Annotated in this window: 23 protein-coding genes, 1 tRNA gene and 1 pseudogene; 12 read left to right on the top strand and 13 right to left on the bottom strand. The window is 62.2% G+C overall.

Annotation, left to right across the window (positions count from 1 at the left end; genetic code table 11):
- Positions 1-25 precede the first annotated feature (25 nt).
- The 5 genes from AC02Y0_RS14395 (at position 26) to AC02Y0_RS14415 (ending at position 5,503) form a co-directional block, all read left to right on the top strand.
- Positions 26-535 (top strand): NUDIX hydrolase, encoded by a 510-nt coding sequence (locus AC02Y0_RS14395; protein ID WP_172450095.1) that lies wholly within the window; start codon positions 26-28, stop codon positions 533-535.
- Between the two features lie 172 nt (positions 536-707).
- Positions 708-2,213, top strand: a complete 1,506-nt coding sequence (locus tag AC02Y0_RS14400) for an inorganic phosphate transporter (RefSeq protein WP_476379563.1) — start codon at positions 708-710, stop codon at positions 2,211-2,213.
- A gap of 19 nt (positions 2,214-2,232) precedes the next feature.
- On the top strand, positions 2,233-2,970 hold the full coding sequence (locus AC02Y0_RS14405) for a 16S rRNA (uracil(1498)-N(3))-methyltransferase (protein ID WP_476379564.1): 738 nt from the start codon (positions 2,233-2,235) through the stop codon (positions 2,968-2,970).
- A gap of 142 nt (positions 2,971-3,112) precedes the next feature.
- Positions 3,113-4,486 carry a glutamate--cysteine ligase gene (locus AC02Y0_RS14410; RefSeq protein WP_476379565.1) on the top strand — a complete coding sequence of 458 codons (1,374 nt, stop codon included), beginning with the start codon at positions 3,113-3,115 and terminating at the stop codon, positions 4,484-4,486.
- 114 nt (positions 4,487-4,600) lie between these two features.
- Positions 4,601-5,503 carry a DUF937 domain-containing protein gene (locus AC02Y0_RS14415; RefSeq protein ID WP_476379566.1) on the top strand — a complete coding sequence of 301 codons (903 nt, stop codon included), beginning with the start codon at positions 4,601-4,603 and terminating at the stop codon, positions 5,501-5,503.
- Positions 5,504-5,584: 81 nt separating this feature from the next.
- Here the strand turns inward: AC02Y0_RS14415 and AC02Y0_RS14420 are convergent, their stop codons facing one another.
- Together AC02Y0_RS14420 and AC02Y0_RS14425 are read right to left on the bottom strand one after the other, a co-directional pair.
- Positions 5,585-8,092: a methyl-accepting chemotaxis protein gene (locus AC02Y0_RS14420; RefSeq protein ID WP_476379567.1), complete on the bottom strand. Its 2,508-nt coding sequence runs from the start codon at positions 8,090-8,092 to the stop codon at positions 5,585-5,587.
- A 209-nt stretch (positions 8,093-8,301) separates the two neighbouring features.
- On the bottom strand, positions 8,302-8,613 hold the full coding sequence (locus AC02Y0_RS14425; protein ID WP_476379568.1) for a YjiS-like domain-containing protein: 312 nt from the start codon (positions 8,611-8,613) through the stop codon (positions 8,302-8,304).
- 192 nt (positions 8,614-8,805) lie between these two features.
- Between AC02Y0_RS14425 and AC02Y0_RS14430 the strand changes: the two genes are divergently transcribed.
- On the top strand, positions 8,806-9,759 hold the full coding sequence (locus tag AC02Y0_RS14430; RefSeq protein ID WP_444557471.1) for a LysR substrate-binding domain-containing protein: 954 nt from the start codon (positions 8,806-8,808) through the stop codon (positions 9,757-9,759).
- Positions 9,760-9,769: 10 nt separating this feature from the next.
- Here AC02Y0_RS14430 and AC02Y0_RS14435 read toward each other — a convergent pair whose 3' ends face one another.
- Both AC02Y0_RS14435 and AC02Y0_RS14440 read right to left on the bottom strand, forming a co-directional pair.
- Positions 9,770-10,396, bottom strand: coding sequence for a TetR/AcrR family transcriptional regulator (locus AC02Y0_RS14435; RefSeq protein WP_476379570.1), 627 nt, complete (start codon positions 10,394-10,396; stop codon positions 9,770-9,772).
- A 135-nt stretch (positions 10,397-10,531) separates the two neighbouring features.
- Complete coding sequence (locus tag AC02Y0_RS14440; protein ID WP_476379571.1) at positions 10,532-11,683, bottom strand: DUF3734 domain-containing protein; 1,152 nt, start codon at positions 11,681-11,683, stop codon at positions 10,532-10,534.
- A 153-nt stretch (positions 11,684-11,836) separates the two neighbouring features.
- Between AC02Y0_RS14440 and AC02Y0_RS14445 the strand changes: the two genes are divergently transcribed.
- Positions 11,837-12,316, top strand: coding sequence for a hypothetical protein (locus tag AC02Y0_RS14445; protein ID WP_476379572.1), 480 nt, complete (start codon positions 11,837-11,839; stop codon positions 12,314-12,316).
- A gap of 66 nt (positions 12,317-12,382) precedes the next feature.
- Here the strand turns inward: AC02Y0_RS14445 and adhP are convergent, their stop codons facing one another.
- The 5 genes from adhP to guaB form a co-directional block, all read right to left on the bottom strand.
- Complete coding sequence (adhP, locus tag AC02Y0_RS14450; RefSeq protein WP_476379573.1) at positions 12,383-13,411, bottom strand: alcohol dehydrogenase AdhP; 1,029 nt, start codon at positions 13,409-13,411, stop codon at positions 12,383-12,385.
- A 165-nt stretch (positions 13,412-13,576) separates the two neighbouring features.
- A complete protein-coding gene (locus AC02Y0_RS14455; RefSeq protein WP_476379574.1) occupies positions 13,577-14,452 on the bottom strand; it encodes a dienelactone hydrolase family protein in 876 nt (291 codons plus the stop codon).
- 84 nt (positions 14,453-14,536) lie between these two features.
- Positions 14,537-14,950: an MAPEG family protein gene (locus AC02Y0_RS14460; RefSeq protein ID WP_476379575.1), complete on the bottom strand. Its 414-nt coding sequence runs from the start codon at positions 14,948-14,950 to the stop codon at positions 14,537-14,539.
- Positions 14,951-14,988: 38 nt separating this feature from the next.
- Positions 14,989-15,558 carry a hypothetical protein gene (locus AC02Y0_RS14465; protein WP_476379576.1) on the bottom strand — a complete coding sequence of 190 codons (570 nt, stop codon included), beginning with the start codon at positions 15,556-15,558 and terminating at the stop codon, positions 14,989-14,991.
- Positions 15,555-17,045, bottom strand: a complete 1,491-nt coding sequence (gene guaB / locus AC02Y0_RS14470) for an IMP dehydrogenase (RefSeq protein ID WP_102019333.1) — start codon at positions 17,043-17,045, stop codon at positions 15,555-15,557. Before guaB ends, AC02Y0_RS14465 begins: the two co-directional genes overlap by 4 nt.
- A gap of 301 nt (positions 17,046-17,346) precedes the next feature.
- Between guaB and AC02Y0_RS14475 the strand changes: the two genes are divergently transcribed.
- The gene (locus AC02Y0_RS14475; protein ID WP_476379577.1) at positions 17,347-17,658 is read left to right on the top strand and encodes an ATPase inhibitor subunit zeta; all 312 of its coding nucleotides are present in this window, start codon (positions 17,347-17,349) and stop codon (positions 17,656-17,658) included.
- A gap of 53 nt (positions 17,659-17,711) precedes the next feature.
- Here AC02Y0_RS14475 and AC02Y0_RS14480 read toward each other — a convergent pair whose 3' ends face one another.
- Entirely contained in the window at positions 17,712-18,692 is a 981-nt protein-coding gene (locus AC02Y0_RS14480; protein WP_476384044.1) for an MBL fold metallo-hydrolase, read from the bottom strand.
- Positions 18,693-18,933: 241 nt separating this feature from the next.
- Here AC02Y0_RS14480 and AC02Y0_RS14485 point away from each other — a divergent pair, with 241 nt between their 5' ends.
- Positions 18,934-20,340 (top strand): DHA2 family efflux MFS transporter permease subunit, encoded by a 1,407-nt coding sequence (locus AC02Y0_RS14485; protein WP_476379578.1) that lies wholly within the window; start codon positions 18,934-18,936, stop codon positions 20,338-20,340.
- Here AC02Y0_RS14485 and AC02Y0_RS14490 read toward each other — a convergent pair whose 3' ends face one another.
- From AC02Y0_RS14490 to AC02Y0_RS14500, 3 genes are read right to left on the bottom strand one after another with little or no spacing between them, the layout of a single operon-like run.
- Complete coding sequence (locus tag AC02Y0_RS14490; RefSeq protein ID WP_476379579.1) at positions 20,341-20,724, bottom strand: VOC family protein; 384 nt, start codon at positions 20,722-20,724, stop codon at positions 20,341-20,343.
- A 54-nt stretch (positions 20,725-20,778) separates the two neighbouring features.
- Positions 20,779-21,561 (bottom strand): RlmE family RNA methyltransferase, encoded by a 783-nt coding sequence (locus AC02Y0_RS14495; protein ID WP_102019328.1) that lies wholly within the window; start codon positions 21,559-21,561, stop codon positions 20,779-20,781.
- A gap of 2 nt (positions 21,562-21,563) precedes the next feature.
- On the bottom strand, positions 21,564-23,261 hold the full coding sequence (locus AC02Y0_RS14500; RefSeq protein ID WP_476379580.1) for a Ppx/GppA phosphatase family protein: 1,698 nt from the start codon (positions 23,259-23,261) through the stop codon (positions 21,564-21,566).
- Between the two features lie 287 nt (positions 23,262-23,548).
- Between AC02Y0_RS14500 and AC02Y0_RS14505 the strand changes: the two genes are divergently transcribed.
- The 3 genes and pseudogenes from AC02Y0_RS14505 to AC02Y0_RS14515 all read left to right on the top strand — a co-directional run bounded on the left by AC02Y0_RS14505 (position 23,549) and on the right by AC02Y0_RS14515 (position 24,143).
- Positions 23,549-23,622, top strand: a tRNA-Gln gene (locus tag AC02Y0_RS14505).
- Between the two features lie 89 nt (positions 23,623-23,711).
- Positions 23,712-23,834 (top strand): annotated as a pseudogene (locus AC02Y0_RS14510) (DUF6538 domain-containing protein); the annotation flags it as partial.
- Positions 23,835-23,888: 54 nt separating this feature from the next.
- Positions 23,889-24,143, top strand: coding sequence for a hypothetical protein (locus AC02Y0_RS14515; RefSeq protein ID WP_476384115.1), 255 nt, complete (start codon positions 23,889-23,891; stop codon positions 24,141-24,143).
- Positions 24,144-24,182: the final 39 nt, after the last annotated feature.

Raw genomic sequence — 24,182 nt, forward strand, 5'->3', positions numbered from 1 at the left:
ATCAACGAATCGAGGTGACAACTCCTTGGGTATCATTGGCCGCATCACATCCGACCTCAAGCTCATGCTGCAGCGTCCGCCGCGGCAGCAATTTGCTGCGATCTGCCATCGCACCAAGAAGAAGACGGGCGATCTGGAGGTTCTGCTGATCACGAGCCGGGATACGGGCCGTTGGGTCATTCCGAAGGGTTGGCACATGCCGGGCAAGCAGCCGCATGCGATTGCCGAGCGGGAGGCTTTCGAGGAGGCCGGCATCAAGGGCAAGGCGTCGCTGGAGCCGATCGGCTATTACACCTACATGAAAAAGATGCGCGGCGGGCACAAGGTGCCGACGCGGGTGCAGGTCCATGCACTCGAAGTAAAAAACCTGATGAAGGAATTTCCGGAAAAGGGAACGCGCCGTCTCGAATGGGTCAGCTGCGAGGAAGCCGCCTCTCGTGTCGACGAGCCGGAGTTGAAATCGCTGTTCGCAGACTTTGCCAAAATGGCCCTCCCTGCCGCACCAGCGATGAAAAAGGCTGTAGGACAAGCCTAAAAAGCACTGTCACAAAACTGTCATATTGCGAGCCGGCGCCTTTGCCGCTAGGGGCTTCTGCAATTCGATGAATTCGTCACACGTGGCCTGTTGCCCACGGACCAGGCTTCATCATCACCCGTTAGACTGCAGACTGAGGATCCGGACAGGGCCTCTGCCGGAGACACACAGCATGGGCAAAACCAAGCCGAAACTCGTCAAGCCAACCCTCGACAAGGATCTCGACAAGATCGCTCATGTCGAGGAAGCGGCACATCACGTCTCGCGTGGCTTTGCGCCGCTCGGCATCGCGCTGATCTTCCTGGTCCTTGCAACCGTGCTTGCAGGCGCAGCCGTCATGGATCGGCCGGGGGCTACCGTCATCATCGCGGCAGCGGCGATCGGCGCCTATATGGCGATGAATATCGGCGCAAACGACGTGACCAACAATGTCGGTCCGGCCGTCGGTTCGCGCGCCATGACCATGGGCGTGGCTCTTGCGATCGCCGTCGTATTCGAAACTGCCGGAGCGATGATCGCCGGTGGCGACGTCGTGTCCACGATCTCGCGTGGCATTGTCGATCCGGGCAAGATGGCAGATGCCGATACCTTCATCTGGGCCATGATGGCCTCGCTCCTGTCCTCGGCGCTCTGGGTCAACCTTGCGACCTGGATCGGGGCGCCCGTGTCGACGACACATGCCGTTGTCGGTGGTGTTCTGGGTGCCGGCATTGCTGCCGCCGGCATGTCGGCAGTGGATTGGGGTGTCATGGGCGGCATCGCTGCGAGCTGGATCATCTCGCCCGTGCTCGGCGGCATCATCGCGGCGCTGTTCCTTGCCTTCATCAAGGAATTCATCATCTACCGCGAGGAGAAAATCGCCGCAGCTCAGCGCTGGGTGCCCGTGCTGATCGGCATCATGACCGGCTCCTTCATCGCCTATCTCGCGCTCAAGGGGCTGAACAAGCTCATCGCCATCAGCCTCATGCAGGCCTGCCTGATCGGCCTTGCCTTCGGCATCCTATCCTGGTGGCTGAGCGTTCCCCTGATCCGCCGTCAATCGCGCGGGCTCGACAATCGCAATCAGTCGCTGCGCAAGCTCTTCCAGCTGCCGCTCATTTTTGCAGCCGCCCTCCTCTCCTTTGCCCATGGCGCAAATGACGTCGCGAACGCGATCGGGCCGCTCTCGGCCATCGTGCATGCAGCGCAGGACCATGAGATCTCGGGCGAGGTTGCCGTGCCGCTCTGGGTGATGGTGATCGGTGCTGCCGGCATTTCGCTCGGCCTGCTGCTCTTCGGTCCGCGCCTCATCCGCCTCGTCGGCGAGCAGATCACCAAGCTCAACCCGATGCGCGCCTTCTGCGTGTCGCTCTCGGCCGCCATCACCGTCATCGTTGCTTCGGCACTCGGCCTGCCGGTGAGCTCGACGCATATCGCTGTGGGTGCTGTCTTCGGCGTCGGCTTCTTCCGTGAATGGTACACGCGCAATTCGAAGCGGCGCATGGCCTATATGCGCAACAAGGCGGAACGCTTCGAGATCGAGCCGAAGCCGGAACGCAATCCGGAAGAGATCCGCCGTCGCTATCTCGTGCGTCGTTCGCATTTCATGACGATCGTCGCGGCGTGGATCATCACCGTTCCTGCCTCTGCCGGCCTTGCAGCCGTCCTGTATTGGGTTATGTCTCACCTCGTCATTTGATCCCGGAGACGAGACTTCCATGCGTGCCAACTACCGGATGCAGCGGCTCTATGTGACCGCCGATCTCACTGAAACCCAGGCCTTCGAGGCGACGGCGGAGCAGTTCAACTACCTCGCCAATGTCTTGCGGTTCGAGGACGGGGCCGAACTTCTCGTCTTCAACGGGCGGCATGGTGAGTGGCGGGCGAGCGTGCATTTTCCATCGCGCAAGAAGATCCTGCTCACTCCGGTGGAAGAAACGCGTCCGCAGCCTGACGATTGCGACCTGCATTTCCTCTTTGCGCCGCTGAAGGTGGGCCGGATGGATTATCTGGTGCAGAAGGCTGTCGAAATGGGTGCGGGGCTGCTGCAGCCGGTCATGACCCAGCATGTGCAGGGCAGGATCGGCAGCGTCGAGCGTTTGCAGGCGAACGCCGTGGAGGCGGCCGAGCAATGCGGCATTCTCGCCATTCCCAGGGTCGTCGAGCCGGTGAAACTGCGCGACCTGCTCGAGCGCTGGCCGGCGGATCGCCGGATCATCTACTGCGACGAGGACAGCGCGACGCAAAATCCCCTTCCCGCTCTCTCCCGCATCGAGGAGAAATCGCTGGCGCTGCTGGTCGGGCCGGAGGGTGGTTTCTCGGAAGACGAGCGGGTTCTACTGCGCTCCCTGCCCTTTGTCACGGCCATTCCGCTCGGCCCCCGGATCCTGCGCGCCGATACGGCCGCGGTTGCCGCGATGGCCGTCGTACAAGCAGCCATCGGTGACTGGCGCTAGCCGTCTGCAGCGCCATTCCACGTTCCGGATTTTTGAGCGGTGCTTGAGAGAATTTCACTTGCGCGGCACATAAATCCGGTTCAATCAGCCTCTATGATGGGCCTTCTCGTGCCCTCCTGCGACGCCCAGCAAGGTAGCTTTCATGGCCCGTGACACGACCGACCAGACCCCTCTCGGCACCCTCGATGACATGGCGGCCTATATGGACGCAGGGTCGAAGCCGAAGGAGCAGTTCCGGATCGGCACCGAGCACGAGAAGTTCGCCTTCTTCCGGGCCGACAACAGCCCGGTCCCCTATCATGGGGACGCCAGCATCTCGGCGCTGCTGACGGGCATGCAGTCCAAGCTCGGCTGGGAGCCGATCATGGATGGCGAGAACATCATCGGCCTTGGCGAACAGCATGGCATGGGCGCGATCTCGATCGAGCCGGGCGGCCAGTTCGAACTGTCCGGCGCGCCCGTGGAAACGCTGCATCAGACCTGCAAGGAATCGAACCAGCATCTCGCGGTCCTGCGCGATGTGGCCGAACCCATGGGCATCCGTTTCCTCGGCATTGGCGGCAGCCCGAAATGGACGCTGTCCGAGACGCCGCGCATGCCGAAGTCGCGCTACGACATCATGACCCGCTACATGCCGAAGGTCGGCAGCCAGGGTCTCGACATGATGTACCGGACCTGCACGATCCAGGTGAACCTCGACTTCTCATCCGAAGCCGACATGCGTCAGAAGATGCGGGTGTCGATGAAGCTGCAGTCGCTGGCGACCGCGCTTTTCGCCTCCTCGCCGTTCACCGAAGGCAAGCCCAACGGGCTTCTCTCCTGGCGCGGCGACATCTGGCGCGATACCGACAACCGCCGCGCTGGCGTTTTGCCCTTCACCTTCTCGAAGGACTTCTGTTTCGGCGACTACGTCGCCTGGGCGATCGATGCGCCGATGTATTTCATCGTCCGTGACGGGCGCTATCACGACTGCACCCACATCACCTTCCGCCAGTTCATGGACGGCGCGCTGAAGGGCGAGATCGCCGAGTGGGAACCGCAGCAGGGCGACTGGACGAACCACCTCTCCACCCTCTTCCCCGACGTGCGGCTGAAGCGTTTCCTCGAAATGCGTGGCGCCGACGGTGGCCCCTGGCGGCGGATTTGCGCGCTGCCGGCGCTCTGGGTCGGCCTGCTCTATGATGAAACCGCGCTTGCTGCGGCTGACGATCTCACGGCAGACTGGACGGTCGAAGATGTCATCGCGATGCGCGACGCAGTTCCGGCTCAGGGGCTGAAGGCCTCGGTTGCCGGACGTCCGCTGATGGACGTGGCGCGCGACGTCGTCGAGATGTCACGCTCCGGCCTGAAGGCTCGGGCCCGCGTGAATTCCGAGGGACAGGACGAGAGCGTTTTCCTCAACACGCTGGACGAGGTGCTCGCCAAGCGCACCACCTTGGCCGACGACATGCTGGCGCTTTATCACGGCCGCTGGAACGGCTCCGTGGAACCCGTCTTCGAGGAATATCAGTACTGAGGCGCCCGTAGCCCCCTCGCCTCGCCATTTCAGCAAGGTGGCAAAAAGCGGTTTGCCTGGAGGCCTTTCCGGATATAGTGCTGAATCATCTGCACGCATCCGGGGAGATTTGCTATGCTGCCACTGTTCGACATGATGCTGCAGGCACAAAATGGCATGGCGATGGACGCCATGGCCAAGCAATATGGCTTGGCGCATGAACAGGCGGCCAAGGCCGTTGCGGCGCTGATGCCGGCCTTTGCCTCGGGCTTCAAGCGCAACACCACCAATCCTTACGATTTCTCGGCCCTCGTCCAGGCGATGACTTCCGGGAACTATGCCAAGTATTTCGAGGATATGAGCTCGGCCTTCACCCCGCAGGGCATCGCCGACGGCAATCAGGTTCTCCAGCAGCTCTTCGGTTCGAAGGAAGTCTCGCGCGCCGTGGCAGCACAGGCGGCGCAGCTGACCGGTATCGGACAGGACATTCTCAAGCAGATGATGCCGGCCATGGCCGACACGCTGATGGGCGGGCTTTTCAAGCAGACGACGGGGCAGTTCCCAGGTGCCAACGCATTCGCCGGGACGCCGATGGCAGCGATGATGCAGCAATGGCTGGAAAGCACCGGCCTGCAGCCGAAGCCACAGCCCCAACAGGCGGCCATGGCAGCCGCGATGTTCGACAACCCGTTCATGCGCGCCTTCCAGGAGATGATGGGCGGGCAAAAGAAGCCGGAACCGCAGGCTGCCGCAAACCCCTTCCTCGACAACCCCTTCACCAAGGCCTTCCAGGACATGGCGACGGCGTACACCGCGCAGATGACCGGGCAACCTGCCGAAGCGCCCAAGGCCTCGCCGGAGCCTGCAAAGACGCCGGAAAAGGAAGCGCAGGAAGGCTTTGCCGCGATGATGAACACCATGTTCGACAGCGGGCTTGAAGTCCAGAAGAGCTACCAGAAGAGCATGGAACAGATCTTCGACACCTATCTCACCGCGTCGCGGAAGGACGAGACGGCAGCGCCACAGCCGAAGGGCTGACGCGCGCCTCCACTTTTCCCATTCTCAAACGAAAACGGCGCGGTCTCCCGCGCCGTTTCGCATTTCAAAGCTCGTTTGACCTCAGAATTCTTCCCATTCGCCATCGGACTTGTTGTCCTTGGCCTGGTTCAGCTTGGCACCGAGACCGATGGAAATCTTGTCCATCAAGGAGCGGGCCGGAGACGCGACGGCGCGGTTGCCGGCTTCAGCCGGGGCTACCTTGGGCTTGAGGAAAGACCGGGAGGCCGGTTTGGCCGCGTTGGCCGCGTTGGCCGCAGGCTGCGGTGGTGTCGGCTGGGCCGGACGGCCGAAGCTCGTGTCGCGTTGATCGGCGAAACGGTTCTGGATGGTGGAGGCATTGGCCTCAAGGGTGAACTGACCGACGAGGCCCGAGAGCATTTCGGCGTCGCGCGTCAGACCGGACATTTCGGCATTCGTCTGTTCAGCCGCCCGCGCGTTCTGCTGGGTAACGTTCTCCATGCGCGCCACGGCGTCATTGATCTCGTTCAAGCTCGCCGACTGCTGCTTGGAGGTCGAGGCGATCGAATGGATGTGGTCGCCAATCTGCACGACCTGACCGGCGATCGACGAGAGCACGGTTCCGGTTTCACGCACGAGGCCGACGCCACTTGCGACTTCCTCGCCGGACTTGGTGATCAGGCTCTTGATGTCCTTGGCCGCGGTTGCGGATCGCTGGGCAAGCTCGCGCACTTCCTGCGCGACGACGGCAAAGCCCTTGCCTGCCTCGCCTGCGCGGGCTGCCTCGACACCGGCATTCAGCGCCAGGAGGTTCGTCTGGAATGCGATCTCGTCGATGACGTTGATGATCTTGGAGATCTCGCTCGACGCATTTTCGATGCGCTGCATGGCGTCGACGGCACCGCCGACAATCTGACCTGAGCGGTCCGAATTGGAGCGTGCCTCGCGAGCCAGGCGCGATGCGTTTTCGGCGCGCTCAGAAGAATGGCGGATCGCCTCCATGATCTGGCGGATAGCGGTCGAGGTCTCGACTAGCGCTGCCGCCTGCTGCTCGGTGCGATGGCTGAGATCGGCCGTCGCCGAGCTGACCGTGCCGCTCTTGCGGTTGATCTCGGCGACATTACCGTGGACGGCGGAGACCGTGTCGGAAAGGCGCTCCAGCGATGCGTTGAAATCGAGGCGGAGCCGGTCGAGGTTGCCGGCCAGCGGCTTGCGGATCGTGCCCGTCAGATCACCATTGGCCAGTCGCTGCAGACCGGTGCCCAGAACGTCGATGGCCTCGGTGAGCTCGGCTTGCGCGGCAGCGCGTTCTGCCTCGCGCTGGTGGCGTTCGCTTTCGGTAGCCGAGCGGCGGCTTTCGTTTTCTGCTTCAAGCTCGCGCTTGTCGATTTCGGCCTTGCGGAAGACGGCGACGGACCGGGCCATGTCACCGATTTCGTCGGAACGGTCGATGCCCTTGAGGTCGAGGTCGGTATTGCCATCCGCAAGCTGGCCCATCGACGTGACCAGTTCGGAGATCGGGCGGGTGAGGCTGCGCGAGAAGACAAAGCCGACAAGCGAGCCGATGAGAACGAGGACGGCGCCGATGCCGACGGATTTCAGGCCGGCGGAGACGAGCTGCGCGGTCACTTCTTCTTCACCGATCAAGGCAACGACCGACCAGCGTACATCGCCGAAATCCAGCGGCACACTCGCGGCCTGGCTCGTGATGCCGCGATAGCCCTCAATGGCGCCGCTCGCATCCTGGCCGCCCATGACGGTTGCCAGCAGCGGAGAGCTCATGGTGACCTTCATGCTGTCCACGTCAGGCGTGCGCGCGCTGTCGGAGACGAGCAGACCGTTCTTGTCCACAAGCACGGTTTCACCGGTTTCGCCGAGGCCGCGTGTATTGGCGAAGATGCCATTCAGCTGGTCGTTCGGCAGCTGATAGGCCAGCACGCCGAGCTTGCGCTCGTTCATGATGATCGGGACTGCGACGAAGGCTGCCGGGGCACCCATGGAAGGCTCATAGGCCTCGAATTCGGAATTGGCGAAAGTCTCCGGGTCGTCGCTTTCCACGACTTTGCGGAACACCTGTGCCAGTCCGGTATCCTTATAGGGTCCGCTGAGCAGATTGGTGCCGAAATCCCTCTCCTTCATGACCGTGTAGACGACATTGCCGTCGGCATCGATCAGGAAGATATCGTAGTAGCCCTGCGCCTGGAGGTGTTTCAGGAAGGTCGTGTGGCCCTGACGATGGGCGCGGTCGTAGCTGTCCTTCTTGGCGCTATCGAGATTGAACTTCTCGCCGACCGGATTGGGATTCTCGTCGATATAGCGTTTCTGAAGCTCGGCTGACGGATTGTCACCCAGCTTCGGCCAGGCACCCGTGATGCCGAACAGCGCCTGCTGGGTCATCATGTCGGCGGCGGTTGCGCGGGCGTCGAGACGGATGGCCTCCAGGAAACGCCGCGCCTCGTTGCGGCGGCCGTCTGCGGTCGCCTCGAGCTTCTGGTAGACCTGTTCATCCAGGATCCGGCTTTGCTGCACAAGGCCGATCGCCACAGAGGCGCTCAGGATGACGAGAGCGAACAGCGTGGCCGCCAGGGGCAGCTTTGTCGATATACGCATGAAGGGTCTCCGCAAGAGGTAGCGACGTCAGGCGTCTTCATCGCTGACATATGGCCGTTAGCAACAGGTTACTTCCCGCTGCTTATCCCTTCATATTTCACAACACGCATCGTTATTTTAGCGTTTACAAAAAAGCCCGGTCCGAAATAATCGGGACCGGGCAAGATGCAGGGCTATTGGCTGTCACCCTGCGGGGATGGGAGGCGGGCTCAGTCGCTCTTCTGGCCGCGCAAGGATCGCTCGGCGCGGCGGCGCGCCAGGCGGGTCAGTTGCAGCGAAGGATCGTCAGTCAAACCGTGGCGGCGCAGCACGTCCTGAACATCTCCCCGGCTGAGGCCGAGGTCGTTCAGCAGACGTTCGTCGAGATCGGCAAGGCTGTTCGCAGCAAGACGATTGCGAAGCGCAACGCGAAGGGATCCGAGCCACACGTTGAGACGAGCGAGGCGCGCGGCAAGCGTCCGGCTCGGCGGTGCAGTGACAAGCTCGAGGTCAAAATCGAGGATCCGATCGTTCGTGCGCATAGCGTTATCCTTTCAGCGGGCACGAGAAGATTGCCCCGTCCGCGCAAGCGGACAGGCGATGAGGTTTGGGGGTGGAAGCTTGGCCGGAAACCGGTCGGTGAGGATTGCAACCGCGAAGATGCCGAAAGCATATTGATCAGTCCAACGAATGTTTCTAATGGTAATCATCAACACTTCTGATGGACCATTGCCATGTCGGCTCCTCTCGATATCGATCAGCTTCAGACATTCATCGCCATCGTCGACACCGGCAGCTTCACAAAAGCTGCGGGACGCGTGTTCAAAACCCAATCCGCCGTCTCCATGCAGATGCGCCGTCTCGAAGAGCGGGTCGGCAAGCAGCTCTTCATCAAGGATGGACGCGGCAACCGCCTGACCGCCGATGGCGACAAGCTGCTCAACTACGCGCGGCGCATCATCCGGCTGAACTCAGAGGCGATCGCCGCCTTCGACGACAACCGTCTGGAAGGTACGCTGCGGATCGGGACGCCGGATGATTATGCCGACCGCTACATGCCCGAGATTATCGGGCGCTTTGCCAAGACGCATCCGAACGTAGAACTCTACATCGTCTGCGAACCCTCGATGGACCTAGCCGACAAGATGGCCAAGGGCGAACTCGACATCGCGCTCGTCACCCACAATCCGCTGCTTAGGCAGTCCGATGTCGTGCGCACCGAACCGCTTTGCTGGGTGGGGTCTGCGAACCATCCGCTGAAGGACGATGCACCCGTACCGCTTGCCGTTGGACGTCGCGATTGCCAGTGGCGGCAGCTTGCCTGCTCGGCGCTCGATGCGGACGGACGCGAATACCAGATCCTGTTCACGAGCTGGTCCTCGACCGTCGTTGCGGCGGCGGTGCTTGCCGGCATGGCGGTTTCGATCCTGCCGGAATCGGCGCTTCGGACCGGCATGAAGGTGTTGACAGCGAATGACGGTTTTCCGCCGCTCCCGCCCGTGCAGATCGGCCTAATGAAGCGTCCGGGGCTCTCGACCTCGCTGGTCAATGCGATCACCGACCACATCACCGCCTGCCTCGACAACATCACGCCGGCGCAGGTGGAAGATGACATGGACGGGGAGCCGAAGACCTATTCGCGCTACTATCCGCGCCTTCGTGCCGGAAACATGATCCCCGGCTGGTGAGATCCGCCGCTCAGTAGGCGAAGATCGACGACCTGATGATGCGGCGCCATTGGTCGAGATGGGCACTCGCTATGTCTTCCGGCTGCTGGGTTGCAAAGCGGATGACTTCGCCGGTTGCCAGGATCATCAGCTTGAGATTGACGCGGAATCGCTCGAAGTCGCTCTCCGGGATAATGTGCGACAGATCGCGGTAAAAGCTTGCGATGATCTGCTCGTGGAAATCGCCCGAGAGCTGGGAGAGATCCCGGTCCGTGACAATCGCTTGCCAGAGCGCCATGTAGATCCGTTGCTCCCGAAACATGGCATGCAGCTCCAACAGGCTTTCGGATGCCCGGTCTGACGCTTCGTCCACGGTCTGGACGCCCGCAAAGATCTGCCGGATGAAGCCTTCGAGCTGGCCCGAGAAGCGGTCATGCAAGACCTTGATGACCGCCACCTTCTGGGGAAAGAACTGGTAGAGCGAGCCGATGGAGACGCCGGCCCGCTGGGCAATCTCGCTCATGGTCGTCTCAGCAATCCCCTTTTCCAGGAAAAGCGCCACCGCTGCCTCGAGGATCGCCTCAAGCCGCTGGATGCTGCGTTCCTGTTGCGGGGTTTTGCGCGGCTGCAGTCGACCGTCCATGGTGTGCTCGCTCAATGCTGTATCGTCCGAGGGATCATCCCGCGGTTTCATGTCGCTAAACGGATAGGGAGCGGTTCTGGCCAAAAGGTTAACACTGGCGCTTCGTCCCCGACCTCTTAACCTTTACACAAAAAAGGTCGGTCGAACGCGTCATCCTTCGATGCGCAGATGTCGCTCACGCGCAAGGTCGAAGATCTGGATGCCGTCCTTTGGACGACCGCGACGGCGCCATTTCGGATGCTTGAGCGTGTAGGTCGCATCGTCGTAGCCCGCCTTCCAGTGCTCCTCAATGGAGGTGCGGGAGAACTCCGCATCCATGGCATGGGTGGCATGCGAGGCACGGCGGTGGATCAGATGGACGATGGTCACGTCGTATTCGTGGCCAATGGAGCGCAGGATCTTCGCGTCTTCGTCATCGCGGAATTCCGGCGGCAATTTTTCGAGCAGGCGCTTGGCTGCGCGGCGGACGATCTGGCGTCGGGCAAAATCGTCGGTATTCATGCGGGTTCGGCTGGAATAGCGGATCTCCTTGATCCGGCTCTCGACCTCAAACTGGTCGCGCGGCATGTCACCGCGCGCGTTGAACAGGTCGACCTGGAAGATCTCCAGATCACGCGAGGCGTCGTTGACGTTAAGCACATGCTGCAGTGGCGTGTTCGAAACGAGACCGCCATCCCAATAGTGGCGACCGTCGATCTCGATCGGCGGAAAGCCTGGCGGCAGGGCGCCGGAGGCCGCCACATGCCGGGCATCCAGGCGCGTCTTGCGGTTGTCGAAATAGGCGAAGTTGCCGGAGCGGATCTCGACCGCACCCAGACTTAGGCGTGTCTGGCAGTCGTTGAGGAGATCGAAGTCGACCAAGCGCTCCAGTGTCCGCATCAGGGGTTCGGTGTCGTAGGCGCTCAGGCGGACATCGGGATTGGTGAGCAATTGATACGGTGTGGGAAGGCGCGGCGAGAAGAAGCCGGGAATGCCGAATGCCGTTGCGGCAAGGGCTGCTGCATCGTTCTGGATGCGCCTCAGACTATTGTCTTCTGCTGTCCAGCCGAAGTTCAGGCTGGAGGAGACCGTGTGCCAGAAATCCCGGAGATTGGCGATCCGCCGCTCGCGCGGGCTACCGGCAATGATCGCCGCGTTGATCGCTCCGATTGAAATGCCCGCCAGCCAGTCAGGCTCTACCTCGTTTTCATGCAGGGCTTCATAGGCACCGGCCTGGTAGGCCCCAAGCGCACCGCCGCCCTGGAAGACGAAGATGCGATCGGTTGCGGTGTTCGTGCCAGTGTCGGCGCCAGTCTCTGCCATGTGCCTGCCCAATGATTGCTGCAGTGCAATAGATAGGCCTGCCGTGTCTAGGATGCCAGTCCGATGGCTTCAATCAGCGTTCACTTTTGCAGCATGTCTTTCACATCAGACCCAAAAGAAATTCGACGCGCTCATCCCGTTTCGGATTATGACATGGCCAGTGCATTCTCCATCAAGGAAAGCCCGATGATCCGCTCGCTTGCCACCGCCCTGATCGGCGCCACTCTTCTTGCCTCCTCTCCTTGCCTGGCCGACGAGGCCTCTGTCGACCAGCAGATCGAAAACCTGCTCGGCGACGCTGCCGATTACAAGGAACTCTTCTACGCCTTCAAGGTGGCGCTGGAGGAGGAGAAGTCCGACATCGTGGTCAGCCTCATCAACTATCCGCTGACCGTGAACATCGACGGCGACGAGGCCACTTACAGCTCGGAACAGGAATTGCTCGACGCCTATGATTCCGTGTTTACCGAGACGATCGTCGAGGCCGTGTCCAACCAGGAATACGGGGATCTCTTCGTCAATTCCGAGGGCGTGATGATCGGCAACGGCGAAGTGTGGATCTCCGGCATCTGCGAAGACAGCGCCTGCACCAGCGCTCTGCCGCGCGTTGCCGTCATTCAATCGGGCAACTGAACCGCATCTACAGATGCATGAAAGGCGGCATCCGGGATGCCGCCTCTCCACGTTTGAAAGCCGAGATCAGGCGGCGAGATCGAGCACGATGCGGCCGTCGATTTTGCCCTCTTTCATGCGGTCGAAGATCGCATTGATGTTTTCGAGCTTGTCCCAGCTGAAATGCGAGGCGACCTTGCCTTCACCGGCAAATTGCAGGCTCTCCTCGAGATCCTGACGCGTGCCGACGATCGAGCCGCGCACGGTGATGCGCTTCAGAACGGTCTCAAACACCGGGAGCGAGATGAAGCCGGGCGGCAGGCCGACGAGCGACATCGTGCCCTTGGAGCGCAGGAAGCCGTAGGCCTGTTCCATGGCCTTGGGCGAGACAGCCGTCACCAGCGCGCCATGCACGCCGCCGGTCGCCTTCTGGACCTGCTCGATGGCATCAGCCGCCGTGCCGTTCACCACCATGTCCGCGCCGAGGTCGGTTGCGAGCTTCAGCTTGTCGTCGAAGATGTCGGCGGCGACCACATGCATACCCATGGCCTTGGCGTATTGCACCGCCATGTGGCCAAGACCGCCGATGCCGGAGATGACGACCCATTCACCGGGCTTCACCTCGGTTTCCTTGAGGCCCTTGTAGACGGTGACGCCAGCGCAGAGCACGGGTGCTGCCGGGCCGAATTCGAGATTGTCCGGCAGGCGACCGACATAGTCGGGATCGGCAAGACCATACTGCGCGAAGGTGCCGTTGACGGAGTAACCGGTGTTTTGCTGGCTGCCGCAGAGGGTTTCCCAGCCTGTGCGGCAGGGCGAGCAGCAGCCGCAGGCGGTGTGCAGCCATGGCACGCCGACGCGGTCGCCTTCCTTGATACGGGAGACGCCGGAGCCGAGCTTGGCGACATAGCCGACGCCCTCATGGCCGGGAATGAGGGGGGGCTTGGGCTTGACCGGCCAATCGCCATTGGCGGCATGCAGGTCGGTGTGGCAGACGCCTGTTGCCTCGTATTTCACCAGGATCTGGCCGGGGCCGGGATCCGGGATGGGCATTTCCTCGATCACCAGCGGCTTGCCGAATTCGCGGACAACCGCAGCCTTCATCATCGATGCCATGTCACTCTCCCGTGGGTTTCTCGTCATTCCCGCAGCGCTCGAGCGGCGGGTATGGGGAGAAGGTATGCGCGGGATGGGTGCGAGCAGTTGATCGGTGTCAAACGGCCAGAGATTTCATCGGATTGTCATGATCGGGAGCCTCAGGGAGGCTCCCGACACAGATGCTCAGGCGAGGTTCTTCTTCAGGAACTCCACCGTGCGCGACCAGGCGAGATCGGCGGCGGCCTTGTCGTAGCGGGCAGACGAGGTGTCGTTGTTGAAGGCGTGGTTCACGCCGTCATACATGTGCAGCTCGTAGGTCTTGCTGTTGGCATCCAGCGCCGTCTTGTAGGCGTCGATGCCGGCATTGATGCGCTCGTCGAGACCCGCATAATGCAGCATCAGCGGAGCCTTGATCGACGGCACCTGATCGGCCGGGGCCTGCGAGCCGTAATAGGCGACGCCGGCACCAAGTTCCGGTAAGGCTACCGCCATGCGGTTGACCATGCCACCGCCCCAGCAGAAGCCGATTGCACCGACCTTGCCATTGGTCTTCTCATGGCCTGCCAGGAAGGCGCGTGTCGCCTCGCCATTGGCCGTGGCATTCGCCATGTCGAGCGACTGGAACATCGCACGCGCCTCATCCTCATTGGCCGGCGTGCCGCCGTTCGGCGACAGGAAATCGGGGGCGAGTGCTACGAAGCCTTCCAGCGCCATGCGGCGGGCAACATCGCGAATATGCGGGTTGAGGCCACGGTTCTCGTGAATGACGATGACTGCGGGAAGCTTCTCCGCTGCGTCCTTCGGGATCGCAAGGTAGCCCTTCATTTCGCCTGCGGCACCGGGATAGGTGACGTCTGCGACGTCGAGGCGCGCGTCGGTCTCTTCGACCATGGCGGCATTCGCCTGGTTGGCAGCGAGCATGGGCATGATGGCGGCGGCAGCGGCACCGGAGCCGGCGAGCGCCGTCAGCCTTTGCATGAAGCCACGGCGGTCGAGGGTCAGGTGGGTGTATTCGTCATAGGCTTCGATCATGGCCTGCGTGATTTCGGGCTTCGACATGGCACTCTCCTTGGGGGACGAATTGGATGCCCTCGCAAGATAGTGCCGCGGCCTTTTGCGCCCACACACGTTGCCGTGAAGGCCTCAGCTGGTGGCCATCCAGGCGGCGAGCCACAGCCAGAGCAGAAAGAGCGATACAAAGCCCAGCATAAAGAACAAGCGGCGCAGCGGCAGATTGCCAGTGAGCTGCATCGCGGCCTGGACATAGCGTGCGACGACGAAGATCCAGGCGAGCACGACGGCGACGAGGTTGTCCGCCTCCGTCATGAACAGCAGGACCGACACGGCGTAGAAGAGCACCGGCAGCTCGAACTGATTGGCAATCGCGCGGTTGACCACGCGGCTCTCTTCCGGCTCGGCGAGGTTCTCGCGGAAGGCAATGCGCTCGACCTTGCCGGCGCGCACCACGGCGGCGCGACGGATGACGAGCAGGGCATAAAGACAGAAGACGAGAAAGGCATGGGCCACGAGGGGCCAGAACATTTCAAAACCGGTCATGGGAAAATCAAATCCTCAAAAGTGCGGCGTGCAATGCATCATTCATCCTTTGCCGGCTTCGGACCAAAGGCCAGTCGCAGGGCGAGGATGGCGGAAATGACAAGGGCGGCAAACTTCAGGCGCGTCAGCCAGGCATGCGCTTCTGCGAGAAGATCAGCATTCCCGGGCGCAGGCACGGATGGCGGAAAGAGCAGGATGCTGACGACGTTCTCGGCATAGTCGACGACGACATAGGCGATCGGCAGGGCCAGAAGAGCGGGCAAAAGCTGCGCGGCCGGTCGGCCGTAGAGGCTCGCACCCGGCGCTGCGCGACGGATGAGCAGAACGAGAAACAGGCCGAGTGTGGCCGGCAGCAGGAGATCGGGGCCGAGATGCATGCTCCGCAGAAGTGCTGCGGCCTCCGGCCTGCTCTCCAGCACCATCTTGAGGGCCAGCAGCCCCTGCCCCGTGCTCTCGATGTCGAGATCGGGCATCGGCCTTCCGCCGGTCACTTCAGCGAAAGGCCAGGCGAAGCTCAGGTTCATCCAGGCGAGGAGCGCGGCCGAAAGGACGCCGCTCACCCAGAGGAGCGGCGCCTTGGTTGGTCCGGGCAACTGCCCCAGGATCATGCTGCGCCCGGATAGTTGGGGCTTTCGCGGGTGATCGTTACCCCATGCGGATGGCTTTCACGCAGACCGGCACCGGAAATGCGCACGAAGGTCGCCTTTTCCTGGAAGTCCTTGATGTCCTTGCCACCGACATAACCCATGGCGGCCTTCAGGCCACCGGCGAGCTGGTGCAGGACGGCCGAGACCGGACCCTTGTAGGGGACCTGGCCTTCGATGCCCTCAGGCACGAGCTTCAGCGTGTCGCGCACTTCCGCCTGGAAGTAGCGATCGGCCGAACCGCGGGCCATGGCACCGACAGAGCCCATGCCGCGATAGGCCTTGAAGGAGCGGCCTTGGTAGAGATAGACCTCGCCCGGGCTTTCGTCCGTGCCGGCGAGCAGCGAGCCGACCATGACGGCGGAAGCGCCGGCGGCGATTGCCTTGGCAACGTCGCCGGAGAACTTCAGGCCACCATCGGCAATAACCGGGATGTCGAGCTTGTTGGCTTCCTCGACGGCGGCCATGACGGCTGCGAGCTGGGGAACGCCGACGCCGGCGACGACGCGGGTGGTGCAGATCGAGCCTGGGCCGATGCCGACCTTGACGCAGTCAGCGCCTGCATCGATCAGCGCGCGGGTGCCCTCGCCCGTTGCCACATTGCCGGCGATGATGCGGATGGCGTTCGACATCTTCTTCACATGGGCGACGGCATCCAGAACCTTCTGGCTGTGGCCGTGGGCGGTATCGACGACGATGACATCGCAGCCGGCGTCGATCAGGCGCTCGGCGCGCTCCACGCCGTCATCACCGGTGGAGATGGCAGCAGCGACGCGCAGACGGCCCTGGGCGTCCTTGGCAGCATGCGGGTTGAGCTGCGACTTTTCGATGTCCTTGACGGTGATCAGACCGACGCAGCGGCCTTCGTTATCGACCACCAGTAGCTTCTCGATGCGGTGCGAATGAAGGAGACGCTTGGCTTCCTGCTGGTCGACACCGTCCTTGACCGTGACCAGGTTTTCGCGGGTCATCAGTTCGTAGATCTTCTGGCTCGGATCAGACGCGAAGCGCACGTCGCGGTTGGTCAGAATGCCGACGAGGCGGCCGGGGCGGCTTGCGCCCTCAACGACCGGAATGCCGGAAATGCCATGGGCGCCCATCAGCGCCTTGGCTTCAGCAAGCGTTGCTTCCGGGCCGATGGTCACCGGATTGACGACCATGCCGCTTTCGAACTTCTTCACCTGGCGAACTTCTTCGGCCTGTTCGATGGGCGTGAGGTTGCGGTGGATGACGCCGATGCCGCCAGCCTGGGCCATGGCGATCGCGAGGCGGCTTTCAGTGACCGTGTCCATGGCGGAGGAGAGAATCGGCAGCGAGAGATCGATGTCCCGGGCGATGCGTGTCGCGATGTTGGTCTGCCCCGGCATCACTTCAGAGTGCCCCGGCTGCAGGAGGACGTCGTCAAAGGTGAGCGCTTCTGCGCCTGTTGCCGACATTACGATGCGTGCCATTGCCAATTCCTTCGTTTGAATAGACAGAATCCGCCCGGAAAACGGGGATCCCCGTTCGGTCGCTTCTGCATGAAATGCTTGGAAGTTGGCGAGGGCTGGTAACACGTTCATGACAGGAAGGGAATAGCAAAACGTGGAGGCATGCCGCCGTGATTGGTCACGTCGCGGCCCATACAGAAAAATCGACGATCATTAGAATTTTAAACAGCGCCTACACGGTCTTTGAAGCCCTCGCTTATATAAGGGACCTGCTCTCGGGGCTGGGGGCACAAGCAAAAACAAGAAGACCAGGGGATCCAGTATGACTGCATTGAAGAAGCGTGCTCAGGCACTCGAAAACCAGTTTGCCCATCAGGCGGAAATCCAGTTCAAGGCGCGCGTTCGCGGCAGCAAGATGCTCGGCCGCTGGGCCGCCTATACGATGGGCCTCGACGATGTCGAAGCCTATGCGCGCACCGTGGCCGTAAAGCAGGTCGTCGAGCCGCACCGGCTGCTCGAGCAACTGCGCCAGGACTTCAGCATCGCTGGCGTTGATGTGAGCGACGCCGACATCGACAGCCGCATTCACAATTTCATCGAACAGGCGACAGACGAGATCTTCGCCGGCAAGTAAGGCAAGGGTTGAGGGGCCGCAGCTTTGCCGCGGCCCCTTCCTGGCTGTCGATATCAGATATCGAACTGATAGGCCTTGGGCACGAAGCGATAGCCCTGATCGACCTTTTCGACAAAGCCCACGGCCGGGAACGGCATGTGGTAGCCGAGGAAGGCGAGCTTGTCGGTCGCCAGCATGTCGAAGACCTTGGCACGCGTCGCTGCTGCTGCTGCCTTGTCCATGTCGAAACGCACTTCCCAATCCGGGCGCTGAAGCGACAGCACGAAGTGGTTTGCCGTATCCGCAGTCAGCACCAGCTGTCGGCCTTCCGATTCCAGGCGGTAGATCATGTGGCCCGGCGAGTGGCCGAACGCCGCCATGCCGGTGATGCCGGAGACCACTTCGCCACCGTCGCCGATGAAGGTCATCTTCTCGGCCATCGGCGCGACATTGGCGAGCACACCCTTGTGGCCGTTCTCGGCCGGGGTTCCGACGCGGGCCGGATCAGCCCAGAAGTCGTATTCCGCCTGGCCCGTCACATAACGCGCATTCGGAAAGGACGGCTGGCCGCCTTCCATCAGGCCGCCGATATGGTCGCCATGCATATGGGTGAGCACCACGGTCGTCACGTCTTCGCGCTTGTAGCCGGCAGCCGTCAGGCCTTCGACCAGTCGGCCGAGACCGTTTGCACGACCGCCTTCACCGAGACCGGTGTCGAAGAGGATGACGTCAGATCCGGTGTTTACGAGCACGGGTGCGAAGCTGTTGACGAACTTGTCGGAGGGCAGGAAGTTCGCCTCGAGCAGCGCGCCAACCGTTTCGGGCGACTGGTTGGTGCCGAAGGTCTCCTGGGGATTTTCCGACGGGCGCGCGCCATCCTTGACCACCACGACCTCGAACTTGCCGACATTGAAGCGGTGGGTTTCGGGCGGCATGGCGTGGTCGATATCCATCGAGGTCTCCGAACCCGACTGCTGCGCCACGGCAGCCCGGGTCATGATCATGGGAGCCGCCAGCGCTACACCGGCACTTCCCAGAAGCATACGTCTTTTCATCGAAATCATCGAAATCTCCTCAATCAAATTCCCTCGCCCCTGATGAGGCTGACCTCGACATAGGGGAAAGCGGGGCTGCGAGTAGCGCCCTCACACCATCGTGATGCGGATGGAAACCCAAGACGGGAACAGCACCGGTGCAAAGAGGCTTCCCGGCTTCGACCTCTGCGGTTTCAACCGCAGATCGTTTGCGCTATGAGAACCCGTATCCACCGCTTCTGCGGTCCTGTCCGGAATGCCGATGAACCGCATCACGCCCCTCATCCTTGCCGTCGCGCTCTTCATGGAGCAGATGGATTCGACCGTGATCGCCACCGCCCTGCCGACCATCGCGACCGATCTCGGCGTCGGGCCGATCACGCTCAAACTGGCGCTCACCTCCTATATGGTGGCGCTCGCGATCTTCATTCCGGTGAGCGGCTGGATGGCGGACCGATACGGGGCCAAGCGAGTGTTTCGTGCGGCAATCCTCGTCTTCATGCTGGGTTCGTTGTTCTGCGCGATGTCGGACTCGCTCCTCACTTTCGTCGCCGCGCGTTTCCTGCAGGGCATGGGCGGCGCGATGATGACGCCGGTCGGGCGGCTCGTTCTCCTGCGCACGACGAAGAAGAGCGACCTTGTCTCGGCGATGGCCTTGCTCACCATTCCAGGCCTGCTCGGTCCGATCACCGGGCCACCCGTCGGCGGTTTCATCACCACCTTCTTCAGTTGGCACTGGATTTTCCTGATCAACATTCCGATCGGGCTTGTTGGCCTGTGGCTTTCGAGCATCTACCTGCCCGAGATCGAACCGATCGAGACGGGACGTATCGACTGGACGGGTTTCCTGCTCAGTGCCGCCGCCGCATCCGGCCTCGTCTTCGGCCTGTCGGTCATGAGTCTGCCCGCCTTGCCCGTCTGGGTCGGTGCTGCGGCGACCTTGGTCGGCATCCTGTCAATGATCCTCTATGTGATCCATGCCCGGCGGCATCCGGCCCCGCTACTCGACCTCACGCTCTTTGCCAACCGCAGCTTCTGCGCCTCGATCATCGGCGGCACGCTGTTTCGCATTGCAGCCGGCGCCACGCCGTTCCTGTTACCCTTGATGCTGCAGCTCGGTTTCGGCATGTCGGCTTTCGAATCGGGAATGACGACCTTCATCGCCGCCGTCGGCGCGATCTCCACCAAGTTCATCGCAAGGCGGGCCTTTGCCGCTGCCGGCTTCCGCAATGTGTTGATCCTCGCCGGCATTTTCGGTGCGATCACCACGGCTGCCAACGCCGTCTTCACGCCGGCGACACCCATTCTCGTGATCATGGCGGTGCTGTTGATCGGCGGCTTCTGCCGTTCCTTCTTCTTCACCGGAGTCAACACGCTGGGTTATGCCGAGATCGAGGACCGGGCGGCATCGCAGGCGACCTCGCTCACCTCAGTGCTGCAGCAGGTGAGCCTTGCCCTTGGCGTCGCCGCCGCTGCATCCATCCTCGAGGCGAGCACGCGGATCACGGGTGAGGCGCTATCGCTTTCAGACTTCCACCTCGCCTTCGCCGTTGTCGCCGGCTTGTCGATCTTTGCGATCCTGCCGTTCTTCGGACTGCCGCGCGATGTCGGTTCGGCCGTCTCCGGTTATCGCCGGATACCCGAAGACGAGACGATCAGCGTGAAGTGACTATTCAGGGCGCTCGCACAGAGCCGACAGCTTGTTGCCATCGGGATCGCGGACGTAACAGGCATAGAAATTGGGATGAAAATGGCGAATGCCGGGGGCCCCGTCATCCGTGCCGCCATGGGCGATTGCCGCTGCATGGAAGGCATCGACCGCCGCCCGCGAAGACGCCTCGAATGCCGGCATGGAGCCATTGCCGACGGTTGCCGCGCGGCGATCGAAGGGATGATTGATCCAGAACCGGCAGCGGCTGTCACCGGCTGGGGCATAACCCGCCTCGTTCTCGTCCGTTTCGCGACGCTCGACGCCGAGCGTCGCCAGGACCGCATCATAGAAGCGGATGGCGCGGGGCAGATCATTAATGCCGACGGTGATGTAGGTAAACATGACGAATGCTCACTCCGCTTTACCTTGGCCTAAGCCACCGGCTCTGCCTTGCCCTCAGTCCTGATCCAGATCCTCGGTGGCGGGGACATCCTCGCGCGGATCACGGGCGAAACCTTCCTCGTCGAGCTCGACCACGCCCGGGCCATTGCGACCCTTGAAGCCCTTGGCCAGCAGGAACATCTCGACCGACTCCTGTCGCGACGACGCCGGCTTGATGTGCAGCACCTGGCGGAAATTCTGCTTCAACATGTTGAGCAGATCCTTCTCCGTGCCGCCCTGGAAGGTCTTGGCGAGGAAATGCCCGCCTTCGGCCAGAACCTCGACGGCAAAGTGTGCCGCGACTTCGCAGAGATGCATGGTGCGGATGTGGTCGGTCTTCTGGTGGCCAGTGGTGGGGGCCGCCATATCCGACAGAACGAGGTTGGGCGTACCGCCGACGGCCTCGATCAGCTGGCGCGGGGCGTCGGGATCAAGGAAGTCGAGCTGCAGGATCTTCACACCCGGGATCTGCGCCATTTCCAGGAAGTCGATGGCCGCAACGCGGATATCGTCATCGGAGGAATCGGTGACCTTGGCGGCGATCTGCGACCAGCTGCCGGGGGCGGCGCCCAGGTCGATGATGCGCTTCGCCCCTTTCAGGACCTGGTGCTTCTCGTCGATTTCCAGCAGCTTGAAGGCTGCACGGGCGCGGTAGCCCTCGAGCTTGGCGCGCTGGACATAGGGGTCATTGATGTGGCGCTCGAGCCAGCGACGCGACGACGCCTTGAGCTTGCCCTTCTTGACCTTCTGGCCAAGTTTGCGGCCGGTTCTGTTACCGGCAATGGGTGGTTTTGCCATGGTCAGCGCTCCCTGGAAACTGGAGGACGGCGGTTGCGGCCGCGGCGCCAGACGCCGTCATCAGCCATCATATCGGTTAAAAGCCCCTCGCGCAGACCGCGATCAGCAACGCGCATGCGGCTCGACGGCCAGCGGCGACGGATCGCCTCAAGGATTGCGCAGCCAGCGAGCACGAGATCGGCGCGATCAGGGCCGATGCAGGGATTGGCGGCACGGCCGGCATAATCCCAGGAGAGGAGCTTGGACTGCATGGCGGTCACCTCGGCATCGGAAAGCCAGACGCCATCGACCTTGCGGCGATCGTAGCGCGGCAGATCGAGATGCACGCCGGCCAGCGTCGTGACTGTTCCGGAGGTGCCGATCAGGTGGAAGTCCTGCGGGAAACCGTCAGGACCCGCGGGCAAGTCCGGGCAATCGAAGCGGGCCAGCATGCCTTCGACCTCGCGGGTCATCGCCTCGAAAATGTCGGGCGTCACGTCGCGGCCGCCATGGCGCTCGGACAGCGTGACCACGCCGACCGGCAGCGACGTCCAGTGGGTGATGTGATTGGCAAGCCGGCTGGAGCGATTGTCGCCGATCTTGATGACCGCGATTTCCGACGAGCCGCCGCCGATGTCGAAGAGCACGACGGACCGCGCCTCACGCCCGACCAGCGACGAGCAGCCGGACACGGCGAGACGGGCTTCGGTCTCGCGGTTGATGATCTCGAGGTTGAGACCGGTTTCCGCGGTCACCCGCTCGAGGAAGACCTCGCCGTTTTCGGCCGCGCGGCAGGCTTCCGTTGCAATCAGCCGCATGCGCCTGATCTCGCGACCAGCGAGCTTCGAGGCACAGATGCGCAAGGCCTCGACCGCCCGGTCCATCGCGTCTTCGGACAGGCGACCGGTGGCGGCCAGCCCCTCGCCAAGACGAACGATGCGCGAGAAGGCATCAACGACGCGGAATTGTCCGGGACGCGTCGGCTGGGCAATCAGCAGGCGGCAATTGTTGGTGCCGAGATCAAGGGCTGCATAGAGGTCATCAGGCGCGCCATCCTGGACGGAGCGCCAGCGACCCTGCGCCTGGATCTGTGCATTTTGCGGAACCGAACGCGGCTGAGACGCGGGGGCTGCCTGCGGCTCCGGTCTGAGTGGCTTGGCGACGGCCGCCGACGGCGGCTCGGAACCAGCGAGCGGGCGCACATGACCCGGCTTCGGGGCTGCGGCATGGCGGTTGCGATTGCGTTTGCGCTTGCGGCCGGAGCGTTGGCCGGACGGATCGGACAGGCCGGCGGCATCGTGGCCGATGTCTTTCTGCAGATGGCGCCTGGGCTCGACGCCCTCGCCACGCCTGCCATCGCCGCGATCTGCTGACGAAGCGGACACAGCATTTGCGAGACTGGCCGAAGCCGCGCCTGCGCCCGGGCCTGCTAGGGACGTGTTGCCGTTCTGATTGTCGCGCTGGTGTTCCGACGGCGCAACGCCGCCTTTGCCGCGCCTGCGGCGCTTTCGTTTGCGGATGGGACCATCCGCAAAGGCTGATTCGGAACGTCGCTCGGCCACCGGCGTGCCCGCCGATCCTGCCGAGGCAGAAGCATCGTGACCGTTCCTAACCGGTCCCGACTTCTTGCCCTTGCCGCGCCGGCGAGGAGACCCGCCCTTGCGCTTGCCTGTCGACGCCCCCTCGCTGTTCGGCTGTCCGCCGCGATTGGGGTCTGTCACTGAAGTTATCCACTGCACCGCGCAAGGCGCCAAAACCGACGCATGCCGCTGGTGTCATCATTCGTTTCGTTGGACAAAGCATACCAGCGCCTGCCCCGCGCGCCAAACGGTTTTTCAGAAGCGCTTCAAAGGGCTGCCTGCGCGACGCCGCCCCGGCCTCTCCCCCCTCCAACACGCCTGCGCGTGGACCACTTTTCGCCTCCTGTCATTTTTTTGAAATTCGGTCTTTGCAATGCCGGATGTTTTGGCTATAAGCCCGCTCACCGGTCGCCGCGGCGACACCCTGGTGGGGAATAGTTCAACGGTAGAACGACGGACTCTGACTCCGTTAATCTTGGTTCGAATCCAGGTTCCCCAGCCAAAAACATTGTTTTCATTCAGATATTTAGCTCGAAGTCGCCAGTGTAGGGACTAACCCCACATTGCACCCCCACAGAGGGCGCAAAGGCTATGACTGAATACCTGAGGCGAGAAGCTGATTCTTTTGTCTTTCGGAGACGGATCCCTCCGCACCTGCATCTGCGGCTTCGCCGTAAGGAGATATATAGGTCGTTAAACACAACCGTGCGAAAAACAGCGAAAGCAAGAGCAGCACTGCTTTTCTTGCAAACTGAAAGGCTGTTCAGCATGCTTGATGATGACGATGAGTACGTTCCCACGGATGAAGATATCCGTGCAGCCGTGCGCCTTAGCCTTAGCACTGAGCGCTGGCAGGAACGTCTCAAATTCCTTGAGCAGATAACACCTGGAGCGCTGCGGAGGCGACAGGATGATCTGGCGCGGTCGCTTATGATCTCCCTGCAAACAGACCAGTTTTTCACTGAAAAAGACGTGATGTACATGGAGGCTGAGTACGTCCTGTTGATTTCCATTGAGAGCTGACCCGGCGCAGCCAGATAGGGGATGCGGACGAAAACTTGG

It is taken from the genome of Allorhizobium sp. nf9_anc, from assembly GCF_056323085.1.

Bases quoted from the DNA above. Each gene is read 5' to 3' on its own strand.
- AC02Y0_RS14415 (WP_476379566.1), top strand. From the start codon at position 4,601: ATGCTGCCACTGTTCGACATGATGCTGCAGGCACAAAATGGCATGGCG.
- AC02Y0_RS14445 (WP_476379572.1), top strand. From the start codon at position 11,837: ATGGCCAGTGCATTCTCCATCAAGGAAAGCCCGATGATCCGCTCGCTT.
- AC02Y0_RS14465 (WP_476379576.1), bottom strand. From the start codon at position 15,558: ATGATCCTGGGGCAGTTGCCCGGACCAACCAAGGCGCCGCTCCTCTGG.
- AC02Y0_RS14405 (WP_476379564.1), top strand. From the start codon at position 2,233: ATGCGTGCCAACTACCGGATGCAGCGGCTCTATGTGACCGCCGATCTC.
- AC02Y0_RS14515 (WP_476384115.1), top strand. From the start codon at position 23,889: ATGCTTGATGATGACGATGAGTACGTTCCCACGGATGAAGATATCCGT.
- AC02Y0_RS14410 (WP_476379565.1), top strand. From the start codon at position 3,113: ATGGCCCGTGACACGACCGACCAGACCCCTCTCGGCACCCTCGATGAC.
- AC02Y0_RS14485 (WP_476379578.1), top strand. From the start codon at position 18,934: ATGAACCGCATCACGCCCCTCATCCTTGCCGTCGCGCTCTTCATGGAG.
- AC02Y0_RS14480 (WP_476384044.1), bottom strand. From the start codon at position 18,692: ATGAAAAGACGTATGCTTCTGGGAAGTGCCGGTGTAGCGCTGGCGGCT.
- AC02Y0_RS14495 (WP_102019328.1), bottom strand. From the start codon at position 21,561: ATGGCAAAACCACCCATTGCCGGTAACAGAACCGGCCGCAAACTTGGC.
- AC02Y0_RS14425 (WP_476379568.1), bottom strand. From the start codon at position 8,613: ATGCGCACGAACGATCGGATCCTCGATTTTGACCTCGAGCTTGTCACT.
- AC02Y0_RS14420 (WP_476379567.1), bottom strand. From the start codon at position 8,092: ATGCGTATATCGACAAAGCTGCCCCTGGCGGCCACGCTGTTCGCTCTC.
- AC02Y0_RS14460 (WP_476379575.1), bottom strand. From the start codon at position 14,950: ATGACCGGTTTTGAAATGTTCTGGCCCCTCGTGGCCCATGCCTTTCTC.
- AC02Y0_RS14475 (WP_476379577.1), top strand. From the start codon at position 17,347: ATGACTGCATTGAAGAAGCGTGCTCAGGCACTCGAAAACCAGTTTGCC.
- AC02Y0_RS14430 (WP_444557471.1), top strand. From the start codon at position 8,806: ATGTCGGCTCCTCTCGATATCGATCAGCTTCAGACATTCATCGCCATC.
- AC02Y0_RS14455 (WP_476379574.1), bottom strand. From the start codon at position 14,452: ATGTCGAAGCCCGAAATCACGCAGGCCATGATCGAAGCCTATGACGAA.
- AC02Y0_RS14440 (WP_476379571.1), bottom strand. From the start codon at position 11,683: ATGGCAGAGACTGGCGCCGACACTGGCACGAACACCGCAACCGATCGC.
- AC02Y0_RS14400 (WP_476379563.1), top strand. From the start codon at position 708: ATGGGCAAAACCAAGCCGAAACTCGTCAAGCCAACCCTCGACAAGGAT.
- AC02Y0_RS14490 (WP_476379579.1), bottom strand. From the start codon at position 20,724: ATGTTTACCTACATCACCGTCGGCATTAATGATCTGCCCCGCGCCATC.
- guaB (WP_102019333.1), bottom strand. From the start codon at position 17,045: ATGGCACGCATCGTAATGTCGGCAACAGGCGCAGAAGCGCTCACCTTT.
- adhP (WP_476379573.1), bottom strand. From the start codon at position 13,411: ATGGCATCGATGATGAAGGCTGCGGTTGTCCGCGAATTCGGCAAGCCG.